Source organism: Jeotgalibaca sp. A127 (genome assembly GCF_052266745.1).
Taxonomy (GTDB): Bacteria; Bacillota; Bacilli; order Lactobacillales; family Aerococcaceae; genus Jeotgalibaca.
Genome location: NZ_JBQPRC010000020.1, coordinates 1 through 11,959 on the forward strand (window position 1 = coordinate 1; position 11,959 = coordinate 11,959).

Annotated in this window: 10 protein-coding genes and 1 riboswitch; of the genes, 8 read left to right on the top strand and 2 right to left on the bottom strand. The window is 41.5% G+C overall.

Annotated features, from left to right (window positions below; genetic code table 11):
• Positions 1-193: 193 nt before the first annotated feature.
• The 6 genes from ACTVAI_RS11600 (at position 194) to ACTVAI_RS11625 (ending at position 6,465) form a co-directional block, all read left to right on the top strand.
• Positions 194-916, top strand: a complete 723-nt coding sequence (locus tag ACTVAI_RS11600) for a hypothetical protein (protein ID WP_443486734.1) — start codon at positions 194-196, stop codon at positions 914-916.
• Positions 917-962: 46 nt separating this feature from the next.
• Positions 963-1,108, top strand: a riboswitch (Lysine riboswitch).
• Between the two features lie 85 nt (positions 1,109-1,193).
• A complete protein-coding gene (locus ACTVAI_RS11605) occupies positions 1,194-2,585 on the top strand; it encodes a YfcC family protein (RefSeq protein WP_443486735.1) in 1,392 nt (463 codons plus the stop codon).
• A 425-nt stretch (positions 2,586-3,010) separates the two neighbouring features.
• Positions 3,011-3,223 (top strand): YdbC family protein, encoded by a 213-nt coding sequence (locus ACTVAI_RS11610; protein WP_443474487.1) that lies wholly within the window; start codon positions 3,011-3,013, stop codon positions 3,221-3,223.
• A gap of 14 nt (positions 3,224-3,237) precedes the next feature.
• Positions 3,238-3,612, top strand: coding sequence for a zinc-ribbon domain-containing protein (locus tag ACTVAI_RS11615; RefSeq protein WP_443474486.1), 375 nt, complete (start codon positions 3,238-3,240; stop codon positions 3,610-3,612).
• A 15-nt stretch (positions 3,613-3,627) separates the two neighbouring features.
• Positions 3,628-4,377 (top strand): DUF975 family protein, encoded by a 750-nt coding sequence (locus ACTVAI_RS11620; protein WP_443486736.1) that lies wholly within the window; start codon positions 3,628-3,630, stop codon positions 4,375-4,377.
• A 114-nt stretch (positions 4,378-4,491) separates the two neighbouring features.
• Entirely contained in the window at positions 4,492-6,465 is a 1,974-nt protein-coding gene (locus ACTVAI_RS11625) for an HIRAN domain-containing protein (protein ID WP_443486737.1), read from the top strand.
• 48 nt (positions 6,466-6,513) lie between these two features.
• On the opposite strand, the gene ACTVAI_RS11630 is transcribed toward ACTVAI_RS11625, so the two are convergent.
• The gene (locus tag ACTVAI_RS11630) at positions 6,514-7,362 is read right to left on the bottom strand and encodes a DegV family protein (protein ID WP_443486738.1); all 849 of its coding nucleotides are present in this window, start codon (positions 7,360-7,362) and stop codon (positions 6,514-6,516) included.
• 69 nt (positions 7,363-7,431) lie between these two features.
• Complete coding sequence (gene uvrC / locus ACTVAI_RS11635) at positions 7,432-9,201, bottom strand: excinuclease ABC subunit UvrC (RefSeq protein ID WP_443486739.1); 1,770 nt, start codon at positions 9,199-9,201, stop codon at positions 7,432-7,434.
• 112 nt (positions 9,202-9,313) lie between these two features.
• Here uvrC and ACTVAI_RS11640 point away from each other — a divergent pair, with 112 nt between their 5' ends.
• Together ACTVAI_RS11640 and ACTVAI_RS11645 are read left to right on the top strand one after the other, a co-directional pair.
• Complete coding sequence (locus tag ACTVAI_RS11640) at positions 9,314-10,546, top strand: MFS transporter (RefSeq protein WP_443486740.1); 1,233 nt, start codon at positions 9,314-9,316, stop codon at positions 10,544-10,546.
• A 38-nt stretch (positions 10,547-10,584) separates the two neighbouring features.
• Positions 10,585-11,811 carry an MFS transporter gene (locus tag ACTVAI_RS11645; protein WP_443486741.1) on the top strand — a complete coding sequence of 409 codons (1,227 nt, stop codon included), beginning with the start codon at positions 10,585-10,587 and terminating at the stop codon, positions 11,809-11,811.
• The last annotated feature ends 148 nt before the right edge of the window (positions 11,812-11,959 follow it).

Consider the following 11,959-nt stretch of genomic DNA (forward strand, 5'->3'; position numbering starts at 1 on the left):
GACGGTAAACGGCACGAGCCGGGGACTGGCTCTGGTCAAGAGACGTACCCGCTGCCCGTTGGAAACCCATCGGGTAAGGCAGCGTTGTTCCCAGAAGCTCGGGCATTCATGCCCGAGTAGTTCACATGGAGATAAGATTAGGAATTAATCCAGTTATCGCATAGAATATAGGAAACGAGGTGGGGGGGATTGAATGAAGAGTGAAAATTTAATGGCTGAACTAATGAAAGTACCTGGAATTGTTGGGATTGTATCGGGTGAAGCATTCCCGGACTCGGATCATGAACTTTGTTTGTATTATGAAGAATCGTTAGACTGGGACACAATAAATGAGATGTTGGATAAGGATCAAAGTGCAGAAATTGGTACCCTATGGAGAAATTACGCAAGGGCAGAAACAGCCATCGATGATTGTTTGGAAGGGCGTATCACCATTGATTATCGACCAGGACATCCTCACGGTTTCGTCAATACGATTTATGCAGCAGAAATTTACGACAGCCAGATTCTATGGGAAAGTAGTAATAAACCCCTATCAGCAATGAAGAAAAGACTCGAAGTTTACCCATCCAAATTGAAAACAGAAATAATCGACCATTTTATGTTTGAAGCAACTTATTCAATGGAGAATGCTGTCAAAGCAGCCGCTCGCGGTGATATTCATTATACTCTGGGTTGCTTCTTCCGAACGGTAAGCAGCTGGAATCAGGTGTTATTTGCCTTAAATCAGCGTTACTTGATAAATGAGGAAGGCGCTACAAAGAAGATAAAAAAATTGCCGCTTAAACCCGAGTACTATTTAGTTCGTACAGAACAAGCCTATACTTACTTTGCTTCTCACAACCCGGTATTAGGATTTGATGAGTATAAGCGTATTCATGACGAAATAAAAAAAATAGTTGCCCAAAACCATTGATATTCACTGTCATGATGCGGTATTATTGAATGTGATAATTTGAGTCGATTTTGAAAGAGGATGCGAAAATCAAGAGTAGGAAACGAAAGGGATTTTCGCCGAAGTATCAGCCTGATGCTGGGGTCCATTCTAATAGGATGTACACTGTCTAATAAACAAGCCCATTGTTTATTTTGGAGAACTTTCATTATTGCGGGCAGAAGGACCCTTCGAAAGCCTTTTGCTATTCGGAGGGTATTTTTGTTTCTCGGCTTAGTTAAAAAAAGGAGAGAACACAATGGAAAAAAAGAGATTTTCGTTTAAGATTCCCCACACTTACGTCCTTTTAATTGGCGTTATGTTGGTTATGGCAATCTTAACCTGGATTGTACCGGCTGGACAATTTGAAAGGATTGAACAAGCAGGACGAACAATTGCAGTACCCGGTTCATGGCACGCTGTGGCTTCAAACCCACAAGGATTTTTTGAAATCATCAATTCGATTCCGCGTGGTTTAACTGATTCGGCAGAGATTTCATTCTTCATCTTTTTGATTGGTGGCGCATTTACTGTCATCAATGAAACAGGTACAGTTGAAGCATTGATATATAAACTTTCTCAAAAACTAAACGGAAGAGAAAGCCTGGTAATTCCGGTCTTTCTGATGGTGTTTGGTATCGCAGGCGCGACACTAGGTTTTTCTGAAGAAACAATTGTGTTTATACCAATGGGTATTTCCTTGGCATGGGCGCTAGGATTTGATGCGATTGTAGGGATGAGTATTATTGCCTCGGGAGCGGCCATCGGCTTTAGTGCCGGTTTCTTGAATCCATTTGCAGTTGGGATTGCACAAGGGATTGCGGAACTACCTACTTTTTCTGGAATGGGAATGCGAATCGCATTGTTCATAGTTTTATGGATTATTACATCTGTATACATTATGCGTTATGCCAACATGGTTAAAAAAGACCCAACCAAGAGTTTTGTTTACAACGAATTTGATCAAGAGCATAAAGTTGAGAAAACAGATTTCGTTGAAATGGAAAGACGTCACATTATGGTTGGCTTGATTTTCTTGGCAGGCATCTTGGCCATTGCTTTTGGGGTCATTCAATACGGGTGGTATATTCAAGAAATCGGGGCAATTTTCATGATTACCGGTGTCATTGCTGGTTTTGCTTATGGTTATGGACCAAGTAAAATTGCCGATTTGTTTGTAATAGGTGCGAAAGATATGGTCTTTGCTGCACTAATTGTTGGTGTGGCACGTTCAATTGTGATCGTTATGGAAGATGGCATGATTATTGATACAATCGTTAACTTCTTGGCAGGAACCGTTGAAGGGTTGCCTGGTGCGCTGGCGGCAGTCGCTATGTACGTCATCCAAATCATTATCAACTTCATTATCCCTTCTGGATCCGGACAAGCAGCGGCAACCATGCCAATCATGGTGCCACTTGCGGATGCTGTGGGTATTACTAGACAAACAGCCGTTATGGCTTATCAACTAGGGGCAGGCTTCATGGATTCCATTATGCTGACATCAGGTGTTTTGATGGCGCAACTATCCATTGCCAAAATCCCTTATAGTAAATGGGTGCGCTACTTAGGCCCGCTTATGATTATTTGGTTGTTAGTAGGAGTAGTCTTCTTGGTGATTGCTTACTACACAAACTACGGACCGTTTTAATAAACAGTACCAAAAACGTCACGTTCCTATTCACTGGAACGTGACGTTTTTTATGTTGCTGCATGAAATATCGGGGTTCAATCATTTATTGTGTTGGTAGGTACTCCTCTAGGAAATCCCGTAGGATGGAGTGGTTGCTTGTGGCCGTGTCAAGGATGCAATGCGAAAGTAGGGAGCGTTGGCGCTTCAGCGTCTACGATTCCTTTGAGGCTTGCAAGCCCGGAGACTACAGGCTCCGGGCGGGTCCCACGGCAGCACACAAGCAACCGCGTAGGCCGAAGGGCATTTCCTTCACCAACACCAAATAACCAAGAACCGAAATAGGTTATCCCCAATGAAGTTGTGCATAACTCAAGTAAAAAATTGCTTTTTAAGCAAAAAAAACTTAGACTTACTATAGTAAACAAATTAAGGAGTGATTATTGATGGCAGACATTAAATATGAAATCGTCGCACATGTTGGGGTATTGAGTACTTCCCCAAATGGCTGGACCAAGGAATTGAATATTGTGAGCTGGAACGGCGGTCAGGAAAAATATGATATCCGCGATTGGAGTCCCGATCATACGAAGATGAGTAAAGGGATTACTTTGACGGAAGAAGAAGTAGGCCAGTTGCGATTACTGATCATTAAATAGAAAGTGTGTAAAAGATGATATTATTTTTTGATATTAAATATTTTCAAAAACTATTGGACTATAACCAAACCATAACTTGCAAAGAATGTGGTCATTTTGGCAGGTATGAGGTTTACTTGGTAGGAAATCGCTTCAGACTGTTTTTTATTCCCATCATTACGTTCGGCAAGCGTTACATTGTTAAAACGACCTGTTGCGATACTTTCTACCAGCTGAAACCGGAAGTAGGTAAAGCGATCGAAAAAGGAAGGCCTACCACAATCACTGAAGACGACTTAACATTATATCAAGTAGGTTCGAACCCAGAAACAAGTCGCTGTCCTAATTGTGGGCAAATACATGAAGTGGGGGCAAATTTCTGCCCGAACTGCGGACAAAATCTTAAATAAAAGGAAGGTGTTAAGATGCTGAGAAATGCTGATATTCGGCGTCAGGGTAGCGATAATCTACGCGGCAATTATTTAGCCGCAATCGGGAATTTTTTCATCATCACTGTTATTAGTTCCATTTTACAATCGTTATTTACCCCCGAGTTGGGTTTTACAACAAATGGCTATAGCGAACAGTTGTCAGGAGGAGAATTAGTCATTAGTGTCACTTTTTCGATTATTGCTTCTTTTATTATGGCACTTTTAACCATTGGCCTGCATTGGGGCTTTTTGGATATCCAGGACGGAGATAAAATGTCAGTAGGTCATCTCTTTATGCCGTTTAAATATCAACCAATGAAAGTTGTCGGTTTTGCTTTCCGTAAACAACTATTTATCATGCTTTGGTCATTATTATTTATCATACCGGGTATTATCAAAACGTATGCATGGGCGATGGCTGATTTCATCTACTATGATGAACCTGATTTACCAAACCAGGAAATATTAGCCAAGAGCGATGCTTTGATGCAAGGGAACAAATGGCGGCTTTTCCGTCTCGAGTTTTACTACTCCTTCCTTTATTTTGTCCCCATCTTGATCTGGATTGCGGGTCTTGCATTCTTTAGTGCCTCGATTACGGGAAATTCGGATCAGTGGTCCGGTTTAGCCTTCGTGTGGATATTTGTGGGCGCAATTATCGTGGGCATTATCGTCATCATCCTCACTTTTATATTAGAGCCAAGACGTAGTTCTGCCAGAGCGGCGTTTTACACCCAACTATAACAAATAATGAATCTAAAAAATCGAGGTTAATCCAAACCGCGATTTTTTGTGCCTTTATGTCCTTTGATTATGTTATCATCAAGATAAAGAATCATTACAGTAGGAGGGTCGTAAATGGCGGATCATGAAAGTATTTATGAAACTATTTTAAAAAAACGTGAAGAGCATCCAGCCTTACCTTATGTTTTTCAAGACACTGAAACAGCAGGCAGAGAGGATACTCTGTATATCTTGCTAAGTGAAGGGATTTCCTATAGCCAAAAGGAAGATATGGCACGTAATTGTTGTGATGCGATTCGTGAAGCTATCACTACCAATGAAGTGGAAAAAATAGCGAAACTACTGCTGGAACAACCAATCCGGACGTTCTTTATCGAACTCAGGGAAAGGTTACGTGTGTTGATCGAAATTGGCTCATTTACGCAACTTGAATTACATGATTTAGGAATGAAACTGGCTCGAAATGGTCGTGAAGCGGATATGGTGAAATTAGGTATCATCCTGATCGGGTTCTACCCACATGATATTACCTTAAAAATTTTCAAGGTTCTCGGCTATCATAGTGAGTTCACCATCTACGTTACAGAAAGTATCTATCATGCACATTTTCGACATAATGAAATCCTGTTCGACCTGGTGCAACATACAACCGGTTATGGACGTTTGGCGGCTCTGTTTCAACTGAAACCCATCACAGAAGAACAACAAAAGTGGGTCATCAAAAGTGGCGTAAAAAGTAATTTGTTGTCCAATATTTACGTCAATATCGCCTTGCAAAAAACGGATATCCGCCATTACCTATTTGAAACAGAAATCGATGAAGAGAATTATAGTGATTTCATGTATATCATGGCTTACCAAGAACAACTCGAGCAAAAATCTTTATCGGCCCAGGCACTGCATTTTATGGAAAAGCTTGTTGAACATCGGACTTTTGCCGATACCTTTATTGACGAGGCCGGTTTAGTTACGATTTGGTTAAAAGTTATCGATAGCTGGAAATATGATTACCAATATTTGGATGCACAAGTCAATGAATCTGAACCGATCAACAGTTATTGGAACCATCGATTCGATCGCTACGAAAAACTCATCCGTTCTGTGGAAGTATTCCTCAATAAACCAAAATGGCAACATACCGTGATGAAGGAAATGATTAACCCAAATGAAACCGACTACCTGATTGTAAATACGTTGCAATTTTTGGAAATGAAACCGGATTTTCATGTGTTCTCGACAATGCTGGCACGTAATCCATTGGGCTTAAATTTACTTGATTTCTTTCTGGTTCACTATCCGGAAAAATACTTTCAGGAAGCGAGTGATTACCTCTTCGCTTTACTGAGTGAGCAATTATTTGAATTGCCGTTACTTTTTGTGGAAAATTCAGAACCCCAATCCAGTGATCTGGTTAAAGTGAACATGTGGTTGGAAGCACTTTTGAAAAATATGCTTGAACAGGATTTCTTTGATATCGAGTGGTGTATCAAAATATTGGGATACTATCAACCGAAACTCCGTCGTATGGCCTTATTGGTTTTACGCAAGTATGCCGATGAGTGGGAGGATGATGATACCGTTCTGACAGCGTTGGAAACACTGCGTGAAGAAGAAGAGAACAGAAAGAATAGTCGAATTGTCTATAAGTTGTTGCATATGGAAATAGGACCGGAAAAAGAAGTCAAATATCTACCTGTTTCAAATGTAATCGAAAATGAAACCACATCTGACGCAGTGATATTGGATACAAAAATTGTTGGCACACGATTTCGGGATTTAACAATTGCCGAAGAAGTTGTCATCAAAGGAAAAGTTTTGCAACTGGTTAGGGAACCGAGCAATGAATTCGATCCCAAAGCTATTGCTGTTACACTGGAAGACGGTTATATGCTGGGCTATATCCCGCGCACGGATAATCGTATTTTAGCAACGTTGATCGATAATGACGAAGTCCTCTTTGCCCGTTTCGAAAGTGAAGACCTGGATGAAGAAGAAGCGAAAATATCGGTTTTATTACGCAAAAAAAGAGGACCTATTTTCCCGGATAAACCATTTGGAGGCAACGTTGTGCCATTCCCAACAAAATAAAAGCGTCGCTTGCACCTCATTATCTCAGGTGCAAGCAACGCTTATTTGTTATTTATATTTATTCATGAAGAACAAACCGAGTGTCCCTATACCAGTATGAGCAGAAATTACGGCACCCACTGGATAGTCAAGCACCTCTTTTGGCCCAAACTGGGCTTGGATATGCTCTTTCATTTCATTCACTGTTTCAGCATCATTCGTATGAACGATTAAAACAGTTTGCTCATCTATATCTGTTGCCTCACTCAGGCGCTCATACATTCGATTAAGCACCCGCTTGCGACCTCGGAATTTTTCTTTTGCTTCTAATTTACCGTCGATGACTTCCAATAGGGGATGAATGTTCAATAAACCGCCAAGGAACGCGCTTGATTTAGAGAGACGGCCACCCTCAGCCAAATAGTTCAAATCTTCAACAGTAAAAATGGAAGTGACATTGTGCGACATGAACGTTAGGCGTTCACAAATTTCCTCTACCTCAAAACCATCTTCTATCATTTGGACTGCTTCACGGACCATGATGGCAATTCCTAAAGAAGCATGACGGGAATCAACGATGCGTAAATCGAAATCTGGATAGTCTTCTTTTACGTGCGATTCTGCTAAAACCGCAGCTTGATAAGTTCCTGATAGCTCTGATGATAGCGCAATATAAATAGCACTTTCACCTTCAGCCGCTAACTTACGGAATACGGAGTCGAATTTTTCTAATGGCACCTGGCTGGTGCGGGGATGTTTACCTTCTTTTATTAATGCATAAATTTGTGCGTTACTGATCTCTATCATATCTACATATTCTTTATCATCTACGATAACGGATAGGGGAGCCACAATGACATTGTGTTCTTCTAAATAAGATAAAGATAAATCACAAGCACTATCAACGATTAATCTCATCTTTTTTCCTCCTTTGTTACAACCTAAATAGTGTGAACTAAGTATACCACGCGGTTACTTATTCGGCACTCACTCATTGAAGGCAGCTTGGATATTTTCAGCAACTTTCACAGGGATGCCAAGCTTTTTGAACTCTTCTATATCCGCTTCACGCATATTTTTCATTGTTTTAAAATGCTTCATCACCTTGCTGCGGGTTTTTGGACCGACACCGTCAATTTGATCAAGTTGCGAAGAGAAACTGTTCTTGCCACGTACTTGACGGTGGAAAGTAATCGCAAAACGGTGAACTTCTTCCTGGACTCTTTGGACAAGGTGGAAAGCTTGGCTACGTGGGTCGAGTTCCACAATTTCATCATTGTACAACAAAGAAGCCGTTCTATGTTTGTTGTCTTTTACCATTCCGGCAACCGGGATATCCAGTCCCAATTCATCTTCCAAAACTTCTTTTGCAGCACGAACTTGAACTTTACCACCATCCATCAAAATTAAATCAGGCAGGGGTCTTTGTTCCCGCAGTAAGCGCGTATACCGACGACGGATAACTTCTTGTGTCGTCGCAAACTCGTTGCTTCCTTCGACTGTCTTAATTTTATACTTCCGGTATGCTTTTCGATCGGGCTTACCATCTTTATATACGACCATGGCAGATACCGGGTTTGTTCCTTGGATGTTCGAGTGGTCAAAGGCTTCAATAGTCTCTATATACTCATTTCCAAGCGCTTCTGACAACTCTTGAATGGCACCAACAGTCTTATGATTAGAGCGCTCAATCAATAGAAACTTCTCGTTTAATGCCAATTCACTGTTAGTGGTTGCCAAATCAAGAATACTTTTTTTGTTACCACGCTTCGGAACGCGTACAACTGTTTCCAAAGTTTCCGCCAACAATTCTGTATCGACACCTTCGGGGACCAAAATTTCTTTAGGTAAAATATGATTTTGCTCTTGATAAAACTGCATGATAAATGACAGGAGCTCGTCCTCAGGTGTCCCATAACATGGGAAAAGGGCAGCCTCCCTTTTGATGACTGTTGACTGTCGCAACAAGAACACTTGAATCGACAACCAACCTTTATCCATATGATAAGCAAAAACATCTCGGTTTGTATAGTCGCGAGACATAATCGTCTGTTTTTCAACGGTTGTTTCAATATAACGAATTTGATCACGATAATCGGCAGCTTGTTCAAAATCCATACGTTCTGCAGCTTTGTGCATTTTATCGACCAAGTTCAATTTGATTTCTTTTACTTCGCCATTCAGAAAACGGGAAATCCTCTGAATTTGCGCAGCATATTCCTCTTTAGAAATCTCATGGTCACAGCACCCAATACATTGACCCATCGAGTAATACAAACAAGCCCGCTTCGCATTACGGGCGCATTTACGCAAAGGATAGACTTTTTGAATAAATTGTTGCGTTTCGGTCGCTGCGTAAACGTGCGGGTAAGGGCCAAAATAAATGCCGCCATCATCCTCCACCGTGGAAGTGATGATAAGCTGCGGGTCTTTTTCATTGGTCACTTTTAAATAAGGGTACATCGTCCCTTGTTTCAGTTTAATATTATATTTTGGTTGGTATTGTTTGATGAGACTGATTTCCAGTAACAAAGATTCTTTGTTGGTCTTCGTCACGATAAATTCAAAATGATCAATATCAGCCACGAGCAAAGCCGTTTTTCCTTCGTGTTTCTGTTGGAAATAGGATTTTACGCGATTGCGTAAATTTTTTGCTTTCCCGATATAGATGATTTCGTTATCAACATTCCTCATGATATAACAACCTGGTAAATCCGGCAGAAGGGCAAGTTTACTGATGATTTCTTCTCTTGTCATATCTTTCAATCCTTTTAATTCTAATTGGTAACAGTATACCACGATTTTAAAAGTTGCGAAGTAATACGGGTTGGCAAGGAAGCGTGGTAAAATAGGGCTAGGAGGTGAAACCATGTCCAAATACTATGAAGCACAGTGGCAAAGGGATATCAGTTTGTTTCTCTTCAGCCAAACCATTTCCTTGATTGGCTCAACGATTGTGCAATATGCCATCACCTGGCATTTAACCCTGACGGCAAAATCAGGATTCATACTCACCTTGGCCGTTATTTTTGGTTTTTTACCTACTGTATTTATAGCGCCGTTTGCCGGAGTCTGGGCGGATCGCTTTAACCGCAAGAAAGTTATTGTCATGGCAGATGGTTTCATCGCAATCGCAACGTTGATTCTGGCTATCCTGTTTTATAGGGGCTATGATTCTATTTGGGTTTTATTAATCATTTCATCCATTCGGGCTTTTGGTTCAGGCATCCAATCTCCCGCAGTTAGCGCGGTTTTCCCCCAACTTGTACCGGAAAAAAAGTTAATGCGCATCAATGGGTTGAACGGAACCATTAATTCCATGGGTAATTTATTCTCGCCTATGATAAGTGGGTTTTTATTGAATTATTTACCATTGGCGACTATTTTTATGATTGATGTTATCACTGCTCTGATTGCGATTATTATTGTTGGATTTTTTATTAAAATTCCCGTCCATAAAAAGGCAAGGGAAGTACCAACGACCTACTATATCGAGGATTTAAAGAGCGGCTTTACCTACATCCGTGATCATGTAGTTATTCGTAAACTTTTTGGTTATTATGCCTTTGCCTTCTTGATGTTTGTACCAATCAATTTTTTATCTCCTTTGCATGTTGCGCGCGTCTTCGGTGACGAGGTATGGCGTTTATCGACCCTCCAAATTGCCTTTTCAGCAGGTATGATTATTGGCGGTGGGGTGGTCATCGTTAGTGGAGGCTTTCGCAATCGGATGCACTCCGTTTTATTCTCGGCCTTTATGATTGGTTTGAGTGGTGTATCCATGGGTCTCGTTCAAAATTTCTGGTTTTTTATCAGCCTGATGGGTGTTGTGGGACTTGTGGTCCCTCTTTTAAGTACACCAAGTATGGTGCTCCTGCAAGAAAAAGTATCGGAAGCTTATCTCGGTCGGGTTTTCGGCGTGGCTACCATGTTCGGGAATCTCGTGATTCCCATCGGAATGGCTATTTTTGGTCCCTTGGCCGACCGCCTTGCGATTACAGATATCTTGGTTTTTACCGGGCTCGTGATGATTATAGTGGCGTTGCTGGCTTTCCGCGATAAAGTCGTGATTGAAGCGGGGGAGCCAGTCGAACAAGAGTGAAAAAGAGGACGACTTCCATTCAGGAAGGAGGAGCACGTATGGATAGAGATCAATTTTCACAATGGAAACGAAATATCATTTTATTTTTAAGTAGCCAAACGGTATCGTTAATCGGCTCCTCTATTGTCCAATATGCCATTACCTGGCACCTGACGCTGACAACCCAATCAGGGTTTGTCATGACCTTGGCTGTAATTTTTGGTTTTTTACCCACCTTTTTCATTTCCCCTTTTGCCGGTGTTTGGGCCGATCGTTATAACCGTAAAAACCTTATTGCCCTCTCTGATGCATTCATTGCGCTTTCGACATTATTTCTCGTCTTCCTTTTTGCCAGCGGCTACGACTCCATCTGGGTTTTGTTGGTGGCCTCATCGGTTCGTGCTTTTGGTAGCGGAATTCAGATGCCAGCCGTAAGTGCGATTATCCCGCAAATCGTTTCCAAGGATAAGTTGATGCGGGTGAACGGCTTGAACGGGACCATTCAAGCAATGGTAACCTTGATTTCACCGATGATTAGCGCATTGTTGCTCAATTATTTTTCGTTGGCGCAAATTTTCATGATTGATGTTATAACAGCTGTCTTGGCAATCATTATTGTCGTGTTTTTCCTGCGAGTCGCTACTCCCGAAAAAGAACCGCTCGGAATGGAGAGCCGTTACCTGGATGAAATGAAAGCAGGCTTTATATATATCCGTGACCATGTTTTTATCCGCAATTTGTTCATCTACTATGCTTTTATTTTTATTATGTTCGTGCCCCCGGCTTTCCTTTCTCCTTTGCAGGTAACACGGACCTTTGGTAATGATGTCTGGCGCTTATCGGCACTGGAAGTGACTTTTTCCAGTGGGATGATAGTAGGCGGCGCAATTATTGCGGCCTGGTCTGGTTTTAAGAATCGTATGCATACTATTATCGGGAGCGTCATCGTTATGGCGGTTTGTACGCTTGGAATGGGAGTTATTCCCGATTTTTGGATATACATGACCATGATGGGGATTATCGGTTTGGTCGTCCCTATGCTCAACGCACCCAGCATGGTATTGATGCAAGAGAAAGTGGAGGATGCTTTTCTGGGCCGCGTCTTCGGTGTCCAAACCATGATTTCTACCATCACCATGCCGCTTGGAATGCTTGTATTCGGTCCACTGGCTGATCGCGTCCCGATTTCCTGGCTCATGCTATTTTCCGGTTGTGCCATGTTAGGTGGCTCGCTTTATGCACTTAGGAATAGCGTATTAATTGCTGAAGGAATTAAAGAAGAATAACAAAAAAAGCGAGGACCATGATATAAAATGGACCCTATAAAGTGGACTCTTTAAAAAAGAGACCCTTTATAGGGTCTTTTTGTATATCAAACTGGATGGAACATCAAGTTTATTGCTAGACTGGTAGAAACAGAATAGAACCTGCAAA

Excerpts from the sequence above, each read along its gene's own strand:
- ACTVAI_RS11600 (WP_443486734.1), top strand. The coding sequence starts at position 194 with ATGAAGAGTGAAAATTTAATGGCTGAACTAATGAAAGTACCTGGAATT.
- ACTVAI_RS11605 (WP_443486735.1), top strand. The coding sequence starts at position 1,194 with ATGGAAAAAAAGAGATTTTCGTTTAAGATTCCCCACACTTACGTCCTT.
- ACTVAI_RS11610 (WP_443474487.1), top strand. The coding sequence starts at position 3,011 with ATGGCAGACATTAAATATGAAATCGTCGCACATGTTGGGGTATTGAGT.
- ACTVAI_RS11615 (WP_443474486.1), top strand. The coding sequence starts at position 3,238 with ATGATATTATTTTTTGATATTAAATATTTTCAAAAACTATTGGACTAT.
- ACTVAI_RS11620 (WP_443486736.1), top strand. The coding sequence starts at position 3,628 with ATGCTGAGAAATGCTGATATTCGGCGTCAGGGTAGCGATAATCTACGC.
- ACTVAI_RS11625 (WP_443486737.1), top strand. The coding sequence starts at position 4,492 with ATGGCGGATCATGAAAGTATTTATGAAACTATTTTAAAAAAACGTGAA.
- ACTVAI_RS11630 (WP_443486738.1), bottom strand. The coding sequence starts at position 7,362 with ATGAGATTAATCGTTGATAGTGCTTGTGATTTATCTTTATCTTATTTA.
- uvrC (WP_443486739.1), bottom strand. The coding sequence starts at position 9,201 with ATGACAAGAGAAGAAATCATCAGTAAACTTGCCCTTCTGCCGGATTTA.
- ACTVAI_RS11640 (WP_443486740.1), top strand. The coding sequence starts at position 9,314 with ATGTCCAAATACTATGAAGCACAGTGGCAAAGGGATATCAGTTTGTTT.
- ACTVAI_RS11645 (WP_443486741.1), top strand. The coding sequence starts at position 10,585 with ATGGATAGAGATCAATTTTCACAATGGAAACGAAATATCATTTTATTT.